Annotated in this window: 24 protein-coding genes; 6 read left to right on the top strand and 18 right to left on the bottom strand. The window is 36.7% G+C overall.

From position 1 onward, the window contains the following. Window positions 1-47 precede the first annotated feature (47 nt). Entirely contained in the window at window positions 48-704 is a 657-nt protein-coding gene (locus O9307_RS11080) for a CoA transferase subunit B (protein ID WP_298299108.1), read from the top strand. A gap of 68 nt (window positions 705-772) precedes the next feature. Here the strand turns inward: O9307_RS11080 and O9307_RS11075 are convergent, their stop codons facing one another. From O9307_RS11075 to O9307_RS11040, 8 genes are all read right to left on the bottom strand, one after another. Then, a complete protein-coding gene (locus O9307_RS11075) occupies window positions 773-1795 on the bottom strand; it encodes an aminoglycoside phosphotransferase family protein (protein ID WP_298299105.1) in 1023 nt (340 codons plus the stop codon). Beyond that, window positions 1786-2664, bottom strand: coding sequence for a sugar phosphate nucleotidyltransferase (locus tag O9307_RS11070; protein WP_298299103.1), 879 nt, complete (start codon window positions 2662-2664; stop codon window positions 1786-1788). The genes O9307_RS11075 and O9307_RS11070 overlap by 10 nt, the downstream gene beginning before the upstream one ends. Before the next feature lie 64 nt (window positions 2665-2728). Continuing rightward, entirely contained in the window at window positions 2729-4330 is a 1602-nt protein-coding gene (locus tag O9307_RS11065; protein ID WP_298299101.1) for a fumarate hydratase, read from the bottom strand. Between the two features lie 312 nt (window positions 4331-4642). Beyond that, a complete protein-coding gene (tnpA, locus tag O9307_RS11060; RefSeq protein WP_298299098.1) occupies window positions 4643-5104 on the bottom strand; it encodes an IS200/IS605 family transposase in 462 nt (153 codons plus the stop codon). A 78-nt stretch (window positions 5105-5182) separates the two neighbouring features. Next, a complete protein-coding gene (locus O9307_RS11055; protein ID WP_064715824.1) occupies window positions 5183-6622 on the bottom strand; it encodes a nucleoside recognition domain-containing protein in 1440 nt (479 codons plus the stop codon). Between the two features lie 92 nt (window positions 6623-6714). Then, window positions 6715-6948, bottom strand: a complete 234-nt coding sequence (locus O9307_RS11050; protein WP_298299240.1) for a four helix bundle protein — start codon at window positions 6946-6948, stop codon at window positions 6715-6717. 230 nt (window positions 6949-7178) lie between these two features. Continuing rightward, a complete protein-coding gene (locus tag O9307_RS11045; RefSeq protein WP_298299094.1) occupies window positions 7179-7892 on the bottom strand; it encodes a 3'-5' exonuclease in 714 nt (237 codons plus the stop codon). Between the two features lie 66 nt (window positions 7893-7958). Next, window positions 7959-8429 (bottom strand): methylated-DNA--[protein]-cysteine S-methyltransferase, encoded by a 471-nt coding sequence (locus O9307_RS11040; RefSeq protein ID WP_298299091.1) that lies wholly within the window; start codon window positions 8427-8429, stop codon window positions 7959-7961. 42 nt (window positions 8430-8471) lie between these two features. Here O9307_RS11040 and O9307_RS11035 point away from each other — a divergent pair, with 42 nt between their 5' ends. Continuing rightward, the gene (locus O9307_RS11035; RefSeq protein WP_298299088.1) at window positions 8472-8609 is read left to right on the top strand and encodes a hypothetical protein; all 138 of its coding nucleotides are present in this window, start codon (window positions 8472-8474) and stop codon (window positions 8607-8609) included. A gap of 505 nt (window positions 8610-9114) precedes the next feature. Here O9307_RS11035 and O9307_RS11030 read toward each other — a convergent pair. Both O9307_RS11030 and hemB read right to left on the bottom strand, forming a co-directional pair. Beyond that, window positions 9115-9507: a c-type cytochrome gene (locus O9307_RS11030; RefSeq protein ID WP_298299085.1), complete on the bottom strand. Its 393-nt coding sequence runs from the start codon at window positions 9505-9507 to the stop codon at window positions 9115-9117. A gap of 3 nt (window positions 9508-9510) precedes the next feature. Then, window positions 9511-10521, bottom strand: coding sequence for a porphobilinogen synthase (gene hemB / locus O9307_RS11025; protein WP_298299082.1), 1011 nt, complete (start codon window positions 10519-10521; stop codon window positions 9511-9513). A 192-nt stretch (window positions 10522-10713) separates the two neighbouring features. Here hemB and O9307_RS11020 point away from each other — a divergent pair, with 192 nt between their 5' ends. After that, complete coding sequence (locus O9307_RS11020; protein ID WP_298299079.1) at window positions 10714-11346, top strand: hypothetical protein; 633 nt, start codon at window positions 10714-10716, stop codon at window positions 11344-11346. A gap of 15 nt (window positions 11347-11361) precedes the next feature. Then, window positions 11362-13227 (top strand): hypothetical protein, encoded by a 1866-nt coding sequence (locus tag O9307_RS11015; protein WP_298299076.1) that lies wholly within the window; start codon window positions 11362-11364, stop codon window positions 13225-13227. A gap of 38 nt (window positions 13228-13265) precedes the next feature. On the opposite strand, the gene O9307_RS11010 is transcribed toward O9307_RS11015, so the two are convergent. The 8 genes from O9307_RS11010 to hemA all read right to left on the bottom strand — a co-directional run bounded on the left by O9307_RS11010 (window position 13266) and on the right by hemA (window position 20922). Then, a complete protein-coding gene (locus tag O9307_RS11010; protein WP_298299073.1) occupies window positions 13266-14207 on the bottom strand; it encodes a DUF4421 family protein in 942 nt (313 codons plus the stop codon). After that, window positions 14198-15100: an oxygen-dependent coproporphyrinogen oxidase gene (gene hemF, locus O9307_RS11005; protein WP_298299070.1), complete on the bottom strand. Its 903-nt coding sequence runs from the start codon at window positions 15098-15100 to the stop codon at window positions 14198-14200. Before hemF ends, O9307_RS11010 begins: the two co-directional genes overlap by 10 nt. A 46-nt stretch (window positions 15101-15146) precedes the next feature. After that, the gene (locus O9307_RS11000) at window positions 15147-15539 is read right to left on the bottom strand and encodes a hypothetical protein (protein WP_298299067.1); all 393 of its coding nucleotides are present in this window, start codon (window positions 15537-15539) and stop codon (window positions 15147-15149) included. A 65-nt stretch (window positions 15540-15604) separates the two neighbouring features. Further along, window positions 15605-16633 carry a uroporphyrinogen decarboxylase gene (gene hemE / locus O9307_RS10995; protein WP_159689228.1) on the bottom strand — a complete coding sequence of 343 codons (1029 nt, stop codon included), beginning with the start codon at window positions 16631-16633 and terminating at the stop codon, window positions 15605-15607. 83 nt (window positions 16634-16716) lie between these two features. Then, entirely contained in the window at window positions 16717-17388 is a 672-nt protein-coding gene (locus O9307_RS10990) for a uroporphyrinogen-III synthase (protein ID WP_298299064.1), read from the bottom strand. A gap of 1 nt (window position 17389) precedes the next feature. Then, window positions 17390-18493, bottom strand: coding sequence for a PDDEXK nuclease domain-containing protein (locus O9307_RS10985; protein WP_298299061.1), 1104 nt, complete (start codon window positions 18491-18493; stop codon window positions 17390-17392). 159 nt (window positions 18494-18652) lie between these two features. Beyond that, the gene (gene hemC / locus O9307_RS10980; RefSeq protein WP_298299058.1) at window positions 18653-19621 is read right to left on the bottom strand and encodes a hydroxymethylbilane synthase; all 969 of its coding nucleotides are present in this window, start codon (window positions 19619-19621) and stop codon (window positions 18653-18655) included. Window positions 19622-19668: 47 nt separating this feature from the next. Continuing rightward, window positions 19669-20922, bottom strand: a complete 1254-nt coding sequence (gene hemA / locus O9307_RS10975; RefSeq protein ID WP_298299055.1) for a glutamyl-tRNA reductase — start codon at window positions 20920-20922, stop codon at window positions 19669-19671. Window positions 20923-21150: 228 nt separating this feature from the next. On the opposite strand from hemA, the gene O9307_RS10970 reads away from it, so the two are divergent. After that, window positions 21151-22026: an AraC family transcriptional regulator gene (locus tag O9307_RS10970; RefSeq protein ID WP_298299053.1), complete on the top strand. Its 876-nt coding sequence runs from the start codon at window positions 21151-21153 to the stop codon at window positions 22024-22026. Window positions 22027-22165: 139 nt separating this feature from the next. After that, window positions 22166-23182: a ferrochelatase gene (gene hemH / locus O9307_RS10965; RefSeq protein ID WP_298299049.1), complete on the top strand. Its 1017-nt coding sequence runs from the start codon at window positions 22166-22168 to the stop codon at window positions 23180-23182. Window positions 23183-23185: the final 3 nt, after the last annotated feature.

The raw sequence follows: 23185 nt of genomic DNA, 5'->3' as shown, positions 1-23185 counted from the left end.
TCTAAGATTCAGTTAAAAATAACTTATATGTTTCAAAAAAGAAAAGTATGTTAACAAAAGAAGATATCGCTAAACGCATTGCAAAAGAAGTACAAGACGGTTACTTTGTGAACCTTGGCATCGGGATTCCAACCTTGGTAGCCAATTATGTAAGAGAAGATATTTCGGTTGAATTTCAAAGCGAAAACGGTGTTTTAGGTATGGGTCCCTTTCCTTTTGAAGGCGAAGAAGATGCCGATTTAATCAATGCCGGCAAACAAACCATTACAACGCTTCCAGGAGCTAGTTTTTTTGACTCTGCCACCAGTTTTGGAATGATTCGCGGTCAACATGTAGACTTGACTATCCTCGGTGCCATGGAAGTAGCCGAAAACGGCGATATTGCCAACTGGAAAATTCCAGGAAAAATGGTCAAAGGAATGGGTGGTGCCATGGATTTAGTAGCATCGGCAGATAATATTATCGTGGCCATGATGCACGTAAACAAAGCTGGAGAAAGTAAAATATTGAAGAAATGTACCTTACCTTTAACTGGCGTTGGCTGTGTAAAAAAAGTCGTAACCGAATTGGCCGTTATGGAAATCACTCCCAAAGGATTTAAACTTCTGGAAAGAGCTCCAGGCGTATCGGTAGAGCATATCATCGCTTCTACGGAGGCCGACTTACTCATTGAAGGTGAAATTCCAGAAATGGTGATTGACTAGAAAAAACAAGAAACCCACATCAGTATCATTACTTCTGTGGGTTTTTTCATAAAAATTCATAACCTGAATCATAAATTGAAATAACTACAAACTTGTGCTAACAAATGAATTTGAGTTTTAGCTCTTATTAAATTTTGTTGTTCATAAGATGTAGTATAATAGCGGTCGTTATCTAAGTAGTCTGCGAGAAAACGGCAAGCTTGTTCAAAAAGTAATAAAGGTAAGCTTAGATGAATCGCTTCGGCCTCTTTGGGTGTCATAAAAGAAAGCGCTTCCTGTGTGTATCCTTTCATAAAAGCTTCGTAGATTTTGGTATCAAAATTTACTTTGTTCAGCTCTTTTTCTTCCTCAGTGGCGGTATTCGTTCCTGTTCTTAAAGCATCGCCCACATCATGAAGAATACTTCCTGGCATGATCGTATCATAATCAATAATGCAGATAATATTACCCTTTTCATCAAAAAGCATATTGCCAATTTTGGTGTCATTATGCACAACACGCAACGGAATTATGCCTTCTTGAATAGCTAAAGCCACTGGTGCAACTTTAGCATAATAAAAGTTGAGTTGTTCTATTTCATTACTCGCATTCAACAAACGTTCTTTTGAAGCACTAGTTCCCTTATCCTTAAAATCATTATATCTTTTGGGCGTATTATGAAAATCTGGAAGGGTATATTCCAATTCAGCAATTGGAAAATCTAGCAAGGCTTTATGAAATTGCGCCAAAAAAAGTCCTGCTTTTTCGGCAGTAATAGGGGATTCTATTTTTTCCTTAACGATAGAAGGAACATAAATTGACAATTGCCAAATATCTTCTCCTTCTTGGGTATAAAACAAACCTTCTTGAGTAGAAAGAAAAGTTATAGTAGGAAAACTAATTTGTTGTAAATACTTAGTAATCTTTATCTTATTATTCAAAAGAGCATGAATCTTAGGAAAAACGGTTTGATTCATTTTTTGCAAAACAAAATCGCCCTTTGCAGTCACAACTTTATATGTACTATTGATTAAGCCACTTTGTAGCACCACTACATCTTGAATAGCTACGGTTCCTAAAAAATCACCTACTACTTTTGCAATTACTTCCATAATTCTTCGCTATACACTCCTAAATTGTGTAGTTTTTTTATCTGCTCTGCCGCTTTCTGCTTATCTTCTTTATATGTAATACCAATCCATTCTTCATTGGTAGGAATCACAGAAATTTGATAAATACCAGCTTCAATCATAGCGGTAACCACATTAGGTAACTGATATTCAATCCCCGGATTGGCTTGCCATTTTTGAATAAAAGCATCCAAATCCTTTTCTAAGAAATCAAAAATAGCTGGTGTAAAGCCCCACATATTCATAGAAACCAAAGTATTTTCTGCTAATGCTTCCTGTTCTCCATTTGGAGTGGGATAAAAAATACCCTCTTGGGTTTTGCTAATTTTTTCTCTTTCGATAGAATCTTTAAGCAACCCATTTTCAACGTGAACTTCGGCTCGATTTACAGTGCCATTTTCGGATAAGGTTTTCAAAATTGGGAACACGATGGCACACGGATTTTCATATTGAGATAAATGAGTGTAAGCTAAAGCAAAGGAATTTTGGCCATAAAAATCATCGGCATTAATCAACAAAAAATTACACTGAATAGCATTTTTAGCACACCATAAAGCATGAGCTGTTCCCCAAGGTTTGGGATTTTCGTGAACTATATTGTTTCTTTCAATTTTTTTATCCTGAATCACAAAAGAAACGGGTAATTGTTGTTGCACCAAATAGCGCTCCGTAAGTACCGGAATCATAGGTTCTTGAACTATTAAAACCACGTTCCCAAAGCCTGCTTTTAAAGCATCATGAATGGAATAGTCCATAATGATTTGCCCCTGAGGCCCTAATCCGTCTAATTGTTTTAGTCCTCCATAACGAGAACCTAAACCTGCTGCTAATACTAATAATGTTGGTTTCAAATAAAAATAGGATTACTAAAAAGACTGTCTCACTAGCGACAGTCTTTTTCAAATGATTATAAAATTATAAATTTTCAAAAAAGTCATTGCCTTTATCATCAGTAATAATAAAAGCAGGGAAATCTTTGATGGTGATTTTACGAACGGCTTCCATTCCTAATTCTTCAAAATCCACTACCTCAACGGAAAGGATATTTTCTTTGGCCAAAATAGCTGCTGGTCCACCAATAGAACCCAAATAGAATCCTCCATAAGTTTTACAAGCGTTCATTACGTCTTTGGTTCGGTTACCTTTGGCTAACATCACCATACTTCCGCCATTTTTTTGGAACTCCTCAACGTACACGTCCATACGACCTGCAGTTGTTGGTCCAAAACTTCCTGAAGGCATTCCTTCTGGTGTTTTAGCTGGTCCAGCATAATAAATAGGGTGATTTTTAAAGTATTCGGGCATCGGTTTTCCTGCATCCAATAACTCTTTGATTTTGGCATGTGCAATATCGCGAGCTACAATCAAGGTGCCGTTAAGTTTTAATCGCGTTTTGATAGGATATTTAGACAACTCCGCCAAAATTTCTGGCATGGGTCTGTTCAAATCAATCTCGATAGCCGCTTCCAAATGAGGAGGTGTTTCTGGCAACAATCGTTTTGGATTTACTTCCAATTGTTCTACAAAAATACCGTCTTTCGTAATTTTTCCTTTGATGTTTCTATCTGCGGAACAAGAAACTCCTAATCCCACTGGACAAGAAGCAGCGTGACGTGGTAAACGAATTACACGAACATCGTGTGTGAAATATTTACCTCCAAATTGCGCTCCAATTTGGCTTTCTTGGCAAATGATTTGTACTCTCTTTTCCCACTCCAAATCACGAAATGCTTGACCTGCCATATTTCCTGAAGTAGGCAAATGGTCAAAATAACCTGCAGAAGCTTTTTTTACAGCTGCCAAATTAGCTTCGGCTGAAGTTCCTCCAATCACCAAAGCCAAGTGGTATGGTGGGCAAGCGGATGTCCCTAAATCCATAATCTTTGCACGAATAAAAGCATCTAACGATTTCTCATTTAATAATGACTTCGTTTGTTGGTATAAATAGGTTTTATTGGCTGAGCCTCCACCCTTTGCTAAAAATAAAAATTCATAAGAAGCACCTTTTTTAGCATAAATATCTATTTGAGCCGGAAGGTTTGACCCTGAATTTTTTTCTTCAAACATACTAATTGGCACAATTTGAGAATAACGGAGGTTCTTTTCTTGGTAAGTATTAAAAATTCCTCTAGACAAATACTCTGCATCATCAACGCCGGTGTATACATTTTCTCCTTTTTTGGCCATCACAATTGCCGTTCCTGTATCTTGACAAGAAGGCAATTCGCCATCGATAGCTACTACGGCATTTTGCAATAAATTATACGCTACAAAACGATCATTGTCGGTCGCTTCTGGGTCATCCAAAATGGCTCTTAATTTTTCTAAATGCGAAGTACGTAGCATAAAAGAAACGTCTCTCATAGCTTCTTGAGCCAATAATTCTAACCCTTTTGGGTCGATGGTTAAAATCTCACGTTCGCCTAATTGCTCGACTTTTACAAAGTCTGAAGTAATTTTTCGGTATTGGGTTTCGTCTTTTAAAATAGGATAAGGATCCTGGTATATAAAGTCCATATTGTATTGTTTTTTTTTGAAAGGTAAAGATAAGAATTGTTGAAAGAATGAAAATCCATTTCTCATAACTTATCTTTTAGAATTGGTATAAATTAACCATCAGACACAAGAATTGTTTTTATGGGCTTTCATTTATTTATTCAACAAAGGATTAAATATGCTATTATAAATACGTCCAGCCAACGAATAAATATTATGATGAAATCTTGACATTCGACCAACGGATTTTAATCCGTTGATGGTGTATGTTCGTTTTGTAACAACGGATTTCAATCCGTTGATCGGTTAGTTATATTTTTAATCACACAGATATCAAATCAATTCTTCAAAAACATAGCGTTCCTCAAAAGGGACGTTGAATTTATCTAAAAACTCTAAATATTCTTGCTTGAAGGTTTGTTTCTTATGATGTTGTTCTTGATTGGCGACATATTTATAAACGGAACCTACTTGTGATTGACTGTATGAAAAAGCGCCATAGCCTTCTTGCCATTCAAATCTAAAGATAGTTAATTTTTGATCGTTGATGTACTTCGATGATTTTGCTTTTACCGTTTTCATTAATTCCGAAATGGAAACGGTGGGTTTTAATCCTAAGAAACAATGAACATGATCTTCAACACCGTTTACAATGATTGTTTTACAACCAGTTTCATTAATCAAATTACCAATTACACCAAATAATGTAGCTTTCCAATCATCAGCAATAACCGCTTCACGATATTTCACCGCAAAAACTACTTGAATATATATTTGATGATAGGTGTTGGCCATATATATATTTATTTTAATTACATATCCATCAACGGATTTTAATCCGTTGAACGTGTGTTTTTATTTTATTGCAATAATCTAAAAAAACCAGCTAGCCACGAAAATAGCCGTAATTACACAAATCACGTCTACCAACAACATTGTTCCTAAAGCATAACGGGTATTTTTGATATTTACCGAACCAAAATAAACGGCAATCACATAAAAAGTACTTTCGGCGCTGCATTGAAAAATACTGCTGAGTCTTCCGGTCATCGAATCGGCTCCAAAAGTATTCATCGAATCAATCAAAAAGCCGCGTGATCCTGCCGAGCTAAACGGTCTAAGCAAGGCTACTGGCAATGCATCGGTGATTTGTTTGTTAACTCCCATATTAGAAAATGCAAAAGCGACCCAATTGCTCACAATTTCGAATAAACCACTATTTCGGAACAAAGAAATAGCGACCAACATACCCAAAACGTAGGGAAAAATTGTTACTCCTGTTTTCACTCCATTATTGGCTCCCGTTACAAACGCTTCGTAAACGGTAGTGCCTGCCTCTGTAAATTTCTTTTCTTTTACAAAAGATAGAATCAGCGTAAAAGCAATAATGGCCACTAATATCAAAGCCGAAAGATTAGAAGTAAAATAATTTTTACCTATTAAATCCAAGTGATTCACATACATCAATAAACCTACGATAGCGGCAATTAAAACCATTAAACCTAACACTAATGAAGCACTTTTAAAATTGATTTTTTGTTTTACCCCCACAATCAAGAACGCCGCTATGGTTCCGATGAAAGAAGTAATAATACAAGGCAACATTACATCGGCTGGATTGCTAGCACCTGCTGCGGCACGGTATCCAATGATAGAAGTAGCAATCAATGTAAGTCCCGAAGCGTGCAAACACATGAACATGATCTGCGCATCACTGGCTTTATCTTTTTCGGGATTGATGGTTTGCAAGCTTTCCATCGCTTTTAATCCAAATGGCGTGGCTGCCGAATCTAACCCTAAGAAATTAGCAGCAAAATTCAATGTCATATAGGAAATCGAAGGGTGATTTTTAGGAATACTAGGAAATACTTTTACGAACACTGGACTCAATACTTTCGCAAGTTTTTCGGAAGCTCCTGAAATGATTAACAATTCCATCAGTCCACAGAAAAAAGCTAGGTAAGCCATCAATGGCAAGATCAAATCGAGCAACGTACTTTTACATGTTGGCAAAAGCCCATCGGATTTTTGAACACCGCTAAATACTTTTACCACTTTGTTTTTATACACATAAGTAGTGTCGGCGTTTAGCGTATCTCGGTTGATGACCATAGTTTGGTCGGGTGCCTTTTTAAGACTGTCTTTGATAAAAACAGGCATTTGTTCAAGATAGTGTTCCGATAGTAAAATAGGATCGTCTTTTTTGCCATTCAAAACATGATCAATCGTATAACTATTGCCCGAAAACAAACTCACTACTACAAAAAGGATGGAAGAAATAAATATCACCAACCAAAATCTACTCAATACCATTTTTTTTATGTTTAAATTTCAAAAATCAAAAGTCAAAAATCAAAAGTCAAATTCAAAAGTCAAATTCAAAAATTTGACCTTTGATTTACAAACTATTTTTTATTAATTATTATTTTAGATATAATTGCTATTAATTCTTCAACTTCAATTAAAAGAAGGGCTCTAAAATCTTGACTACCTTCATTTATATAATTTAATATTTTTAAAGAATTACGAGATTCTTTTAGCTCTTTTACAACTAATGCTAGCTTGAAGATTAAATCTTTATCGGTTACAGTTCCTTGCGATTCGCCAAAGTTTAAAGATGAACTCCCCGATGAACGGATAAGTTGATTCTTGTACTATTCGTTTTCATAGCTTTTTTCCAATTTTCGTGTAAAGAAAATACATTCTCCCGCAAAACGAACTAATCTGTCGTCTAAATTAAAAATTTTCTCTTTAAAAGGATTTGATTCCAGCATTATAAATTGACTTTTGATTTTAACCTTTGATTTTTGATTTTTGAATTTGATTTTTGAATTTGATTTTTGAAATTGATTTTTGAAATTGAAATTGTTTACACATGAATAATCTCTTCATCAATCAGCAAATCTTCTCTGCGAAGACGAAGGAAAATCTGTGCCACGGCAATGGTATCTTTTTCGCAATAGGTCACGATGCGATCGATGTCTTTCTCAACATAAAAAACATGTCCGACTTGGCTGCCGTCGATATCACCTTTGGAAGAAGGAATTCCAAGTACTTTACAAAGTAACTTCAAGGAAGTAAAATGCTTATAATCGCCAAATTTCCATAATTCCAAGGTGTCCAGATGTGGAATCTCCCATGGTTTTTTACCAAATAAATTGAGTTTATCGGGAATAGGCATTTGGTTGATGATCATTCTTCTTGCTAAAAACGGAATGTCAAATTCTTTGGCATTATGACCACATAACAGCTGCTGCGGCTGATTAAAATGATTGTTGATTAGATTACTGAAATCCTTCAATAACTGTTTTTCTTCTCCAAAAAAAGAGGTCACTCTAAAATTACGAATGTCCCCTTTAATGATAAAATAACCTACCGAAATACACACAATTTTTCCAAACTCGGCCCAAATTCCAGCGCGATCATAAAATTCTCCAGGTGTAAAATCGTCTTTGCGTTGGTATAGTGTTTTGTGATCCCAAAGGGCTTTCATTTCGTCATCCAAAGCATTGAAATCAGCAACTTCAGGAACGGTTTCTATGTCTAGAAAAAGAATGTTATTGAGGTTAATTTTTTCGATCATTTGTAAGTGATTTATTCACGAATTTAAATAATTGAAAATAAAATTCGGCAATTTGTAGCTATAATTTCAGAAAAGTGTTTGTTGACTTGATGGACTTTCGTGTTCAAGCAGCCATTTTTTTCGCCACAATCCGCCAGCATAGCCAGTTAGTGAGCCATCGGTTCCAATGACTCTGTGACAGGGCACAACTATCCATAGTGGATTTTTTCCATTGGCCGAAGCGACTGCTCGAATGGCTTTGACATCGCCAAGTTTTTTGGACAAATCCATATAACTACAGGTTTTTCCGAAGGGAATTTCGAGTAATGCTTGCCACACTTTTTGTTGAAATTCGGTTCCTTTGGGATTAAGTTTGAAATCAAAATGGGTGCGATTGCCTTGAAAATAGTCGTTAAGTTGGGTAACGGCTTCTTGCAAAACAGTTGGAATTTCAACGGAAACCTCACCCTCATCGATAACGATAATTTGAGCAATGCCGTTGGCATCGCCTATAATTTGGGCGATTCCTAGTGGTGTATTGATAGCAACGGTTTCCATAAGTTGGTGTGAATTGAACCGCAAAGTACTAAAAGTTTTTGGATGAATGGCGGTGATTCTGCTGCGGATGAAACGAATTTATTTGTCTTAAATGGTTTGAAATTTTTAGTAGTGTTTAAAAAAGGTAACCGCAAGGGGCGCAAAGATTTACGCAAGGGTCACAAAAAAAAACTTAAATGAACTTTTATGGTTTAAGAAAAAAAAAGTAACCGCAAATTTTCGCAAATTGTTTTTGGTCAAAATTGCAGTGATTGAGCCACGAATTGAACAGATGAAACGGATTTAAAAAATAACTTAAATGACCTTAAATGGTTGAAAAAGTTAACCGCAAGGGGCGCAAAGATTTACGCAAAGAAATAACTTAAATGAACTTTTATGGTTTAAGAAAAAAGTAACCGCAAATTTTCGCAAATTGTTTTTGGTCAAAATTGCAGTGATTGAGCCACGGATTGAACTGATAAAACGGATTTTAAAAAAACTTAAATGACCTTATATGCCTTAAATGGTTTTAAAATTCACAGTACTAAACTGAATTCAAAAAAAAGAACCATTCGCTTGTACAAATGGTTCTTGTGTGGTGTAGCCCTGATCGTAACGGCATCCTTTGCCGCCGGGGTTCGGCGGGAAAGATATAGTGTAGAGCAGGAAACAGCTCCTAATCCTTCGACTTAGCTTTGGATTATTCTTATTTCAGATTAGAATAGATGTAGGCTTCTATTGCTTTTAATTCTTCCTCAGACATGGCTTTGGTGATGGCTAGGTTTGCTTTCATCACTTCATATTGAGTTGGATCCATAATGGGTTTTGCCTCTTCTTTTAGGAAAGCGATGATGTTTCCGTTTTGTTCTTTATAGGTTTTTGCCATTTCTTGAACGCTTGGCCCAATTAACTTGGCATCTACTCTATGGCAGGCAATGCAGGCTCCTTTATTTTCAAATAGCTCTTTTCCTAATGCCTCGGGCGTTAGAGTTGCTTCTGATTTTTTATCGGTAGTTGTTGGAGTACCAAAGGGTTCGGCGCTTTCTTTTTTACAAGAAAAAACAAGAAAAGCGATGGCAATTAGGGCTAATTTTTTCATGCTTTATTGATTTAAAAGTATGGCAGCTTCTTTGGCAAAATAAGTCGAGATTAAACTCGCTCCTGCTCGCTTGATACACATTAATTGTTCCATCATAATTTTGTCATGATCGAGCCAACCTCTCTCTGCTGCGGCTTTAATCATAGCATATTCGCCCGAAACATGGAAAACTGTAACGGGTACATTCACGGCATTTTTAACCTCACGCACGATATCCAAATAGGCTATTCCAGGTTTTACCATTACCATATCGGCGCCTTCTTCTACATCCGACAAGGCCTCTTTGATGGCTTCTATGCGATTGGCATAATCCATTTGGTAGGTCTTTTTGTCTTTTGGTACTTCGACAAGCTCAGTATCGATTTCGGCTTCTCTTGGAGCACTGTCTAGCGCATCGCGAAACGGGCCATAAAATGCAGAAGCATACTTGGCCGAATAACTCATAATCCCCACATGATGATAGCCTGCGGCATCCAATCCTTGACGTAAACGCAATACACGTCCGTCCATCATATCGCTTGGCGCTACAAAATCGGCACCTGCCTCCGCGTGTGAAACGGCCATTTTTACCAAAGCGTCGTTGGTAGCGTCATTTTCTACATCGCCATTGGCAATGATTCCGTCGTGACCATAAATAGAATAAGGATCTAAAGCCACATCGGGCATGACAATCATTTCTGGGCAAGCTGCTTTGATGGCGCGAATGGCTTGTTGCATTAATCCGTTGGGATTCCAAGCTTCTTTACCGGTATTGTCTTTTAACTCTTCGCTTACTTTTACATAAATATTGACCGCACGAATGCCTAAAGCATAGATTTCTTTGACCTCAGCAACGGTTAAATCAATGGAACGTCGGTAGATTCCTGGCATAGAAGGAATTTCGACTTGTATCTTTTCGCCCTCTGCAATAAACATCGGAAACATAAAATCGGTGGGACTTAAGGTGGTTTCTCTAACTAAGCTTCGGATGGATTCGTTCACTCGTAAGCGACGGTTTCGGTGTAATGGAAACATGTAGGTGTGTTTTATATTTTGCTCACAATTCAACTTTTTGAATCGGAAGCGTAAAATTACGGAAAATAGGCGAAAATAAAGAACGCTAAGGCACTATAAATAGTAGTTTTTTCACCTTTCAGGACGTGAATTTATCTCATTTGTTTTAACAAAACATATTATAGCACTATTTATTTCGTTTAAATTTGCGAAATGAAGAAAATTCTTGTCTTATGTTGCTGTTGGCTCTTAACTAGTTGTTTTGAAATTACAGAAAAAATAAAACACCACGACAATCAAAGTGGTGACTATACGCTTATTGTAGATTTTTCTAAATCTTGGTTCAAAACTAAATCGGCTATGTGGTTAGAAGAAGTCGATGGCGTCAAAATTCCAAATGAAGAGGAGATTACTCAAAAGTTACTCGACTTTAAACGAACCGCATCAAAAATTGAAGGCATTGCTAACCTAAGTACGAAAACTGATTTTGACCACTACATTTTTACAATTCAATTCACTTATCAAAACCTCAAAGCCTTGAATACAGTGATGAATGTAATTAATAAACAAAAAAATCAAGTTCATTTTAACAGCAATGGCAAAACCTTCGAGCGTATTGCTTCTTATCCTGTTCCTGAAAAACTGGTCAAAGATCCCCAAAAAAAAACCGACTTAGAACAGGCCAATATAATCTCCGTTTACACTTTTGACAAAGACATAACAAGTGCAACAAACGGCAGCAGTAAAATCGCCAAAAACAAAAAAACTGTTTTCTTGAAACAAAGTATGTATAACGTACTCAAGAAATCTTCATTAATGAACAATACTATTCTACTCAATCACTAAATCCAAAATTCTCACATGAAAACGTTATTGATCTACCTCTTTTTATTGATAAGCTCCTTTGGCTTTTGTCAACAACCCTCCAAAAATTATGACTATTTTGTACAATACAACGGAGCACAGTTCACCAAAAAAGTAAAAATAGAACAACTAACCAATCATCCGCTATTGAACAAGTTGCAAAAGGAAAATGCTGACTTTGATACGAATGAGTTTACCTCTCTTTTTGATTTAGAAAAAAACGCAAGTGTAGTGGGTAATTTTACAGACAGTATCGCCTACTATCAAGCCACAATTCCGATTAGAAACAAAGAAAAATTAAAAGCTTTTTTGACCAAAAGAAATGAAAAAAAAGCGCTTTCTGATTCGATTGCCAAATTTGAAATTCAGGACTTTGGCACCTATTCTATGCTAAATTCGAGTGACCAAAAATTCACCATGGCATGGAATGATTCCTACTTGGTATTTTTTGAATTGACCAAAAAATATAGTGATATTGCTCCAAAACGGGACGTAGTTGTAGATTCGGTTGCTGCGCCAACAGTAACTGGTGAAACCTATGGCGACCCAGCCGAAACCACTCCCATAGAAGAAGTACAAGAAGATGTTGTGGTTGATGTTGATCCTCCTGCTGATGCTCCTACTTCATACGAAACCAGCGATGCTACAACAGAAGACGACTATACCAACGATACTTACTACGCAGCCTACGAAACCCAAAGAATTGCTTTTGATAGCATTCAAAAAATAAAACAAATCAATTTTACAAAATCACTTTTCGAGAAAGGTTTTATTGCTCCTTCTTCGTCCAAAATAAATCCAACCGCCGATATTTCATCGTGGGTAAATTATGGCGGGTTCCTAACCAATTTAAGTTCTTCCTTTTCTACTTTAACTCAGTTAGGTGCCTACGGTAAATATTTGCCTATGCAAAAAGGAATTGATACGTTTATTAAAGGGATTAATTTTGATTTTTATTTTGATAATGACAACGCTCGTATAGAAGAAACCATCGAATACTCAAAAGCGATTGCGGATATGATGGGAAAGATAAACGACCGAAAAATCAACAAAAAAATCTTTGCTTACTTTCCTGAACAAGAACCTTTGGGCTATTTTTCGTATCATTTTAATTCAAAAGCATTGCTTGAAAATATGCCTCTAATGATTGGTGAAATTTTTTCGAACACTGTCTTTTTGAACGAAGATTTTAGTTTTGTAACCGATTTGATTACCACCTTAGTTGATGAAAAAGCAACCGCCACCTTATTTGATGGTGACATTAGTTTGTTTCTTCACGAAGTGAAATCGAAGGAAGTAAAAACCAAAACGTTTGAATACGACGAAAACTACGAATCAATTGAAGTTGAAAAAATGGTAACCAAAACGATTCCTGAGTTTACCATGATTTTTACCGCTACCCATGCTACATTTTATGACAAATTGATTGATTTGGGAGTTCGCAAAAAAATGTTGTTGCCTAAAAACGGTTTTTATGAAATAGTTGGCACCAACGAATTTGGCACCGTTTATATCGTAAAAAATCACGATGTTATTGTTATAACCAACCTTTTGGAACAAACCCAACCCAACGAAGGGAATTTTAAAAATGGTATTCAAAAAAGTCTAAAACAAAACACCATTTCGGCTGCATTTGATATTCAGAAAATGGCAGATACTTATTTGAAAACCAAAAAAAATAACACAAAAGATCAAAAGTACTTGAACGCTTTTGCTTCAAAATTCAAAACCATTAGCATGGAATCTCCTAAAAAACTATCAGATAATAAAGTAAAAGTTGACGTTCGATTGAATACAGTAAAAGGAGACAAAAACATTATGATCCAAACGCTAGACCTGATTGATGAAATCAGTCAGAAATAACAAAAAAAGGCGGTTTCTACCATTGAAATCGCCTTTTTTTATAACCCAATAGCCTTAGCGCCTTTATCGTATAGTTGTTTTACTTTTTTTGGCGGATCAAATCGATAGCCAGCGGTCACTCTTAAAGTGCTAATATCTTCATTAAAATTAAAAAGACTATCATTATCTTGAACGAAGACAGAATAATTAAGAGTTACGAAGGAAAAAAAAGAATCAGAATTGTACCCGAGTTTGAAATTCAACGTAGATTCTAGTACACTTGAAAAATCTCCATCAATTATATTAAAACCAGCACCAAGTGCAATCCCAGACGATACCAAAACACGATTGCTAATTACCCAATTGTAGTAATAAGAGGGTGCTAAAGTGGCCAACCAAATATTGCTTTTATTATCACCATTCCCATCATTCAAATTAAGAGAGGTATTATAAATCGACAAGGTTGGTATAAAACTACCCGAACTCTTGGTTTGCCATTGGTTTTGATTGGCAATGGTTTTGAAAGAAAATTTGGGATTAAAAATATACGACGTGGTTCCTCCTATTTTGACAGAACGCATTTTCGGAAAGGAGGACTTAAATTCACTATCTTCTGCATAAAATCCTTTTTGATTGGAATATAACAGCGTCTGCATCCATTGTTTGACGATAAAGCGTGTCCCAAAATTGACCAAACTAGAATTGGAATTGTCTTTATTTACATCAAAAAAACGCGGAGAAATACCGTAACTAATATCTATAAGTTTATAACTCAAACTTAATCCAATTTGCTCTCTCCTATTGGGAATCAAATTCAAATAATTAGTCTCTCCATCAATCGTTGAAGCAAATTGAAAACTATTAGAAGTATCAAAATAATAAACACTCGTAATTACTTTATCATCATACGATTTAAAATAATCATGTTGCTCAGATGGCTCTTGTGCTTTACAAGACAAAAGTCCAACGAGCCAGAAAAGTACTATTTTTTTTAAATCCATTCTTTTGGTTGTTTTAAAGTGGTTAATAATTTTTCTTCCTCGCTACCCGCAACTGGATGATGGTCGTACACCCATTGCACGTGCGGTGGTAAAGACATCAAAATACTCTCAATTCTTCCATTGGTTTTCAAGCCAAATAAAGTGCCTTTGTCGTGTACTAAATTGAATTCAACATAACGTCCACGGCGAATTTCCTGCCAAGTGCGTTGTTCTTGATTGTACGACAAATTTTTTCTTCTTTCCACAATGGGAACGTAAGCTTGAAGGAAACTATTCCCTACTTCGGTAACGAAATTGTACCAATCTTCCATACTCATCGTTTCAGAAGCTTTGCAATAATCAAAGAATAAACCTCCAATTCCTCGCGCTTCGTTGCGATGTGCATTCCAGAAATAGGCGTCGCATTGCTTTTTATATTTTGGATAAAACTCAGGATTGTGCTTGTCACAAGCGGTTTTGCAGGTTTGATGAAAATGAACAGCATCTTCTTCAAACAGATAATATGGCGTTAAATCTTGTCCGCCTCCAAACCATTGCTGAATTACGTTTCCGTTGTCATCATACATTTCAAAATAACGCCAATTGGCGTGTACTGTGGGAACCATTGGATTTTTGGGATGCAACACCAAACTCAATCCACAAGCAAAAAAATCGGCTTCACCAACTTTGAATAATTGCTGCATACTGTCTGGTAGTTTACCGTGTACTGCCGAAATATTGACCCCGCCTTTTTCGAAAACAGCGCCGTTCTCGATTACGCGTGTTCTTCCGCCTCCACCTTCTGGGCGATTCCAAAGGTCTTCTTTGAATTTGGCCTGACCATCAACCGCTTCTAATCCTGCTACGATTTGGTCTTGAAGGTTTTGTATGTAAGTGTAAAATTTGTTTTTCATAAGCCTCACCCCTAACCCCTCCCCAAAGGAAAGGGGAACTAGGAATTTATTTTGTGTTAGTATTGATGTCAGTTAAAGCTGCTATTTTAGCATTGATTCCAAACGAAAACACTTTACTTTCTTTTTGAATAAAACGATAAATAGCAAGTGCTTTTTCAGAAAAAGAAAAGGGACTTGCTGCAGAAAACGCCATTAAAAAATCGGCAAAGGATTCCATTTGGTTCCAATCGAAATGAAGGCGTTGCAAATGAAGAATCAAATCCTCTGGTGTAAAATCATTCAGACTTTCCAAATCCATTGCGAAGTCTTTCAGCTCCACTTCGAATGCCTCTTTTCGGTCTAGACTCCAATCCAAAGGCGGCAATACTAGAGAGTGCAACTGCTTTAGACAATTGTCTATTCGGGTACTTTCTTTATCTCGCAATCCTTTGCTTAGCATTTTATTTATTTTATGTTATCCTGCAAGGTCTAGAAAAAGACCTTACAGGAGAAGATATGAGCTAACTATTTCTTTCTATATTCCTTTACCGCATCGACAAACGCTTTGGCGTGGTCTACAGGGATGTTTGGTAAAATTCCGTGTCCTAAATTGGCGATGTATTTGTCGGTTCCAAATTCGTCAATCATTTCGTGTACCATTTTCTTGATGGTTGGAATAGGTGACAATAATCTTGAAGGGTCGAAATTTCCTTGCAAAGTAATGTTTCCACCGGATAAATAACGGGCATTTCTAGGTGTACACGTCCAATCTACTCCAAGAGCAGAAGCCTTGCTTTTACCCATTTCGTTCAAAGCAAACCAGCATCCTTTTCCGAAAACAATTACTGGTGTTACCTCAGCCAAAGCCTCAACGATTTGGTTGATGTATTTCCAAGAGAATTCTTGGTAATCCACAGGTGACAACATTCCACCCCAAGAATCAAAAATTTGAACGGCGTTTACTCCAGCTTTTACTTTTTCTTTCAAGTATAAAATAGTGGTGTCGGTGATTTTTTGCAATAAGGTATGCGCCGCAACTGGGTTAGAGAAGCAAAAACCTTTGGCCGTATCAAAACTTTTAGAACCTTTTCCTTCTACGGCATAGCAGAAAATTGTCCAAGGTGAACCTGCAAAACCAATTAAAGGTACCTCATCATTTAGCATTTCTTTGGTGAGTTTCACCGCATCCATTACGTACCCTAAAGTTTCTTCGATATTGGGAACAATCACTTGATTGACTTGCTCCATAGTACGAATTGGATTTGGAATAATCGGCCCTAAATTGTCTTTTAATTCTACATGAATTCCCATAGCACGTGGCACTACCAAAATATCCGAAAACAAAATCGCTGCATCTGGTCCTACAATACGAATAGGTTGTACGGTAATTTCTGCAGCTAATTCTGGAGTTTCGCAACGCGTGAAAAAATCGTATTTATCACGCAAAGCACGAAATTCTGGTAAATATCTTCCGGCTTGACGCATCATCCAAACTGGTGGACGTTCTACGGTTTCTCCTCGTAATGCTTTTAAAAATAGGTCGTTCTTTAACATAGTAATCAGTGTTCAGTATTTTAGTGTTCAGTCTGAACACCGTAAATTGTTATTTTTTTTGTTCTCTTTTTAAATTTACCTCCTTAGGGATGGTATTCTTGGAGTACATCATCTATCACGTCTTCTATAGAAGGGTGTTGCGCCACAATGATGTTCTTGATTTTATATTTTTCTAAAGCCTCGGCGGTGGTTTCGCCTATGCAAAAGCAAATTTCGTTTTTTATTTTGTTATTTTTCAAATAACTCGTAACAGCAGATGGACTAAAAAATAGAATGCCATCTACTTTTTCTTGAATTGTTTGGGGAGACAAAGTGGTCATATAAACCTGAATCTCGTTGAGAACAATACCCGCACTTTGTAAAGCCTCCGGCAAAGTGTTTCTGCGAAGGTTTCCGCTAAAAAAAGTGTAGCTCGCCTTGCCATAAATTAACGCAATAATCTCTGCCAAATCTTCGGCATAGCCGGTGTAAGCAACTACTTCATAGCCTGCTTCGGTGAGCATTATTTTGGTTTTTAAACCAACGCAAAAGACTTTTTTATGCTTAAATTCAGTTGCTTTGGGATGTTTCAAGAAATTTTTCACGGCATTTTGACTAGTAAAAATCAAATGCTCGTTTACCGAATCTAAAGAAAAATCCGTGGCGGTAGTTTGGATAAAATTGGTTTCGATTACTTCAAAATGAGCGTCCAGCAAGACTTGCTTTTGATTAGGCAAAAGTGTTTTTGTAGATAATATGTGGATGGATTGACTCATTTTAGTTTTGTTTTTTGGCTGAAATAATAATCCTTTGAAATTCTTCTGCGGTTGGTAGTTTTCCTATCCACTCTTCTGGGAGTTGCTTACTCAAAATGTATTCAGAAACTCCTATTGGTTTATTTGCATTCCGTAAAGTATATTCTACTTCTAAATGGTCTTTGTTAGGAACTAGCAAAATGCCAATACTTGGTTTGTCGTCCTCTTGCTTTAATTGTTCGTCTAATAATTGTAAATAAAAATCAAGTTTGCCAACAAATTCGGGTTCAAATTCGACCACTTTCAATTCTACTGCCACCAAACATTTGATGATTCTGTGATAAAAAAGCAAATCGATATAATACTCTTTTTCGCCCAACGAAAGTCGGTATTGGTTGCCAATAAAACAAAAGCCATAACCCAATTCTAGCATTAAACGTTTGATGTTTCCAATCATTGTTTTTTCTAACGCTTTCTCTGTAACCGGCTTATTGATATCAAGAAAATCAAGACTATACACGCTTTTTATGCTTTCTCTGGCTTGTTCTTGAAAATGTTCAGGCAAGGCTTTTGCAAAATTATGTTGTGTTGGTTTTGAGATAAAATACTCATAAGCACCCGCCTTTATTTGATGCAATAAAACCGTATTACTGTATCGATTTTTGATGGTTTGCTCTAAATAAAATATACGTGCTTTAGGGTCTTTAACTTTTTGAATAATTAAAATGTTATGCTTCCAAGGCGTTGCTAAAACCAATTTTTTAACATATTCCAAATGTGAAGCAGGCTGCTTCACCTTTGCATTTTCTAAATGTGAAACCGGTGGTTTCACATTTGAATATTCGGCAACCAATTGCTTCATAAACTGAAGATTTCGGGGAGACCAACTCACACCTTCTCCAATTAATTGTGGTAAATCTTGACTCAACAATAAAATTACAGATTTACCCCACCCAAATTCTTCTTGCTTTTTGATAATGAGTTCACCAATTGTCCAATAAAGCTGATTCGAGATTGTTTGTACGGATTGGATGGCTTGCACTCTATGTTCTTGTACGGCAGTTGCTACATCCGAAAGAAATTCGTTGTAAGCATCTGACGAAATGTTGTGGTGCAATTGACTCATTTTTATGTTTTTTTCTGAAAAAGCCTTTTGTTATTCTCTAGCCCCGATGGGAGGGAATATCCTTTTTTGTTCCGATTTTTTTCGGGACAAAAAAGATAGGAAGGACAGCGGGAACCCATACTGGCAAAAAAGCCTTTTGTTTCGCTCCTAAACAGTCTCTTATTTTTTCAAGGTTTCTTTTATCGTTTTCATCAACTCGGTACCGCCATTGTTGAGGATTTCTTCGGCTGAATGGTAGCCTAGGTTTTTCCACTCCTCGATGGGTACGACTTTGTTGATGGCAATTTTTTGTTGACCGTCGATGGAAAAGAGAACGCCTTCGAAATGAATGGTGTCTTCGTCTTCGTTATATGTTGCCAAAGCTCCGATGGGCGCGGTACAACCTCCTTCGAGACGGCGTAAAAATTGGCGCTCGATGTGGGTGCACACCTCGGTTTCGATATCGTTCAACTCGGATACGGCTTCGCGACAAAACTCGTCTTCGGCCATGGCAACCACTACCATTGCTCCTTGCGCTGGTGCGGGAATCATCCAATCCAAATTGATAAAATCAGTTGGTTTTAAATTAATGCGTTCTAAGCCTGCGGCGGCAAAAACGGCTCCATTCCAGTCACTGTCTTGCAATTTTTGCATACGGGTGTTGACATTACCTCGCAAATCGACCACTTTATGATTGGGATATTTGTGTAACCATTGGGCTTGGCGACGCAAACTTCCGGTGGCGATGGTGCCATTTCCTTGAAGAAAATCAAGATTGCCTTTGTGTACCAAAATATCTAGGGTGTTCGCACGCTCTAAAACGGCAGCTTGCACGATGCCTTGTGGCAAGGCGGTGGGCACATCTTTCATGGAATGCACGGCAATATCGACTTGACCGCTAATCATGGCGACATCAAGGGTTTTGGTAAAAATTCCGGTGATTCCTAATTCGTATAAAGGTTTGTCCAAAATGATATCGCCTTCTGATTTTACGGCGATAATCTCTGTTTTGTATCCTAAGTCGTTTAGTTTTTTCTCGACCGTGTGGGCTTGCCAAAGCGCGAGTTCGCTATCGCGGGTTCCAATACGAATAGCCCCCCTAGCCTCCGAAGGGGGAGCTATTGGAGCGGAATTTGATTTCTTGTTCATTAATTTATACTGTTATTCGACAACGTTTGTTGCTCCCCTTTTGGTGGCTAGGGGGCTGGATTTATTTGAAATACTTTTTCGATCCATTCGATGCTTTCATCTACCATGGTGTCTTCATCTTTGAGGTGATTGGCAAAATGGGTCGTAATTTTTTGAATGATACGGTTGCTGATGATTTCGGCTTGTTCTTCGTTGAAATCGGCTAACTTTTTACTTTGAAAATTTAGCTCAGCCGTTTTGATAGCATTTAACTTTTCTTTTAAAGCATGAATCGTTGGGGCAAATTTTCTTGATTTTGTCCAAACCAAAAATTCATTTTTAATGGTTTCAATAATTTCTTCTGCTGCGGGAATATGCAACTTCCTATTCTCTAAGGTTTCATCAGTCATTTGCGACAAGTGATCCAAATGAATCAACGTCACGCCTTCTATTTCGGTAACATTTTCATGTACATTTTTAGGAATAGATAAATCTAGAATCAGCATGGGTTTTTTCAGATTCAAAATGGCTTTGTCAACCGTAGGTTTTTGAGCGCCTGTTGCCACTACGACTACATCGGCTTTTTGTAATTCGAGATGCAATTCGGAATGATCTTTTACAATCAAATTGAGTTTGCCTGCTAATTTTTCTGCTTTATCTTTGGTTCTATTAATCAATGTAATGTGCTCGTTTTTGGTATGTTTTACCAAATTTTCGCAAGTATTACGGCCAATTTTACCCGTACCAAAAAGTAAAATATTCTTGTTCCCGATGTCTGGAACGTTTTTCATGATGTATTGTACAGAGGCAAAAGAAACGGATGTGGCTCCAGAACTTATCTCAGTATCGGTCTTAATTTTTTTACTGGCCTGAATCACAGAATTAATCAATCGCTCCATAAAAGCATTGGTTAATTCCATCGCTTTCGACTCGATAAAGCCATTTTTAAGCTGGCTGATGATTTCGAAATCGCCTAAAATTTGACTATCTAATCCCGTTCCTACTCTAAAAATATGATTAATGGCGTCTTGATTTTTATAAACGTACGCTACTTTTTGAAAGTCTTCAACGGTACCTTGACTGTTTTCACACAACAATTTGATGAGTTGAAAAGGGTGCTCCGCGTAGCCGTAAATTTCGGTACGGTTGCAGGTAGAAGTAACGATTAAAGCTGGAATTCCCTCGTTTTTTGCTTGTTGAAGCAAATTGGTTTTGGCCAATGCATCCAAACTAAATTTACCCCTAATAGCAGCATCGGCTTTTTTATAGCTTAAGCCAACTGAGTAAAAATAGTGGTGCTTAGCGCCTTGATTTTTTTCCATAAATACAGTTCCTGTAAAAGTGAAACAAAGCTAGAACTATAGCTTGTATAAAAACAACGCTAAAAGTTCTTTTTGTGTCGCTCAATGTTTTTTTGGATTTATTTCGTTATTTAATACCAAAATCGTTTATTTTTGTAGCAAATACAAGGCTTAATGATTGAATTATTTAGAGTGATTCTAAATAAATAACATTCATGAGAATCTTTTTTTTATTAAAAAAATGTCGCTATGGGTTCACAAGAAATTATAAAAATAGAAGAAGATTTCACCTTATTGCGTTTTCAAAATGATGGCATAACTCCTTTTCACACGCATCATGAAGTAAGCAATGGATTGATTCAATTTCATTTTGGATTAAAAGGAAAAGCAAAATTTTTATTCAATCAAGGCAACTACACCTTAGAAATGAATGAAGAAAAATCCTATTTGTTCTACAATCCTCAAAAAGAATTGCCGCTTAATCTAGAATTAGCTCCCAACACTTGGGTGATTACTATTTTGATTTCGATACAAAAATTTCATGGACTATTTTCTAATGAAGCCAGTCACATTCCATTTTTGAGCGATGAAAACAAGGATAAAAAATATTATAAAGAAGGCGACATTAGTCCTTCTATGGCCATTGTATTAACCCAGTTATTTCATTACAATTTAAATCCTTCGATTAAAAATTTGTACTACAAAGGCAAAGGCTATGAGCTATTGAGCTTGTACTTCAACCGTTCCGAAGACCCAAATGCTGAGCAATGTCCTTTTTTGATTGATGAAGACAATGTGATGAAAATCAAAAAAGCGAAAGAAATTATCATTGCCAATATGGCTGAACCACCAGGCTTACAAGAACTAGCCGATACCATTGGATTAAACTTGAAAAAGCTAAAAATGGGGTTCAAACAAATTTATGGCGACACCGTCTATGGCTTTTTATTTGATTACAAAATGGATTATGCCCGACAATTGCTTGATAGTGGCTCTTATAATGTTAATGAAGTGGGGCTCAAAATTGGATACAGCACCGGAAGTCATTTTATAGCTGCTTTCAAGAAAAAATTTGGAACAACACCTAAAAAATATTTAATGGCTATCAATACAACGATGTCATAAAACCATCAGTTTTACCTATCCCAACAATAAAAAAAAGAATACATAAGATACTAGATAAAGACTGAGTTTATTTACTTTTGACCTCAAATTTCAATGAAATTTTCCCTCTTTGTCACTCAAAAACAATAAAAAAAATAGCATGAAAGGTGTATTATTAGTCAACTTAGGTTCTCCAGAAAGTCCAACTGCAAAGGACGTTAAACCATATTTAGACGAATTTTTAATGGATAAATATGTAATAGATGTTCCTTATTTATTGCGTGCGTTACTAGTTCGAGGCATTATTTTACAAACCCGACCAAAAAAATCGGCTGAAGCTTATGCCAGAATTTGGACTAGTGAAGGCTCTCCTTTGATTGTGATTTCGAAAAAAATGCATCAAAAAGTGAAACAATTGGTAGACATTCCAGTTGCTTTAGCAATGCGTTATGGAACGATGACCATTCAAAAAGGCTTGCAAGAACTCAAAGACCAAGGCGTAACCGAAGTGATGCTTTTGCCTTTGTATCCGCAACATGCCATGGCTTCAACCACTACTATTGTGGTTTTGGCTGAAGAACTACGTCAAAAGTATTTCCCAGAAATGACCTTTACGAATGTTCCTGCTTTCTACAATAAACCCGATTATATTCAAGCACTTTCAAATTCCATCAAAAAACACTTGGAAGGATTTGACTATGATCATTTATTGTTCTCGTATCACGGTATTCCAAAACGTCACATTCGCAAAACCGATGTAACCAATTCGCATTGTAAAATTGATGGTTCTTGCTGTAACACGCCTTCGCCTGCCCACGAGTTTTGCTACCGTCATCAATGTTATGAAACGACCAAGCAAGTAGTAAAACTATTAGGAATTCCAGAAGGTAAATATAGCCAAACCTTCCAATCTCGATTAGCAGGAGACAAATGGCTTACTCCTTACACCGATGTAGAAATCAATAAAATGCCTGAACAAGGAATTAAAAAACTAGCGGTTGTAACTCCAGCATTTGTAGCTGATTGTTTAGAAACACTAGAAGAAATTGCCATGGAAGCCAATGAGCAGTTCCTACATCATGGTGGGGAAGAATTTATGGCTGTACCCTGTATGAATGACGAGGACGAATGGTGTGGTGTGGTAGCGAATTGGATTAACGAATTCAAAAAAGTTTAAATT

Source organism: Flavobacterium sp. (genome assembly GCF_027531905.1).
Taxonomy (GTDB): Bacteria; Bacteroidota; Bacteroidia; order Flavobacteriales; family Flavobacteriaceae; genus Flavobacterium.
The sequence above is the reverse complement of the archived record's forward strand: the minus strand, read 5'-3'. Positions and strand labels throughout refer to the sequence as shown.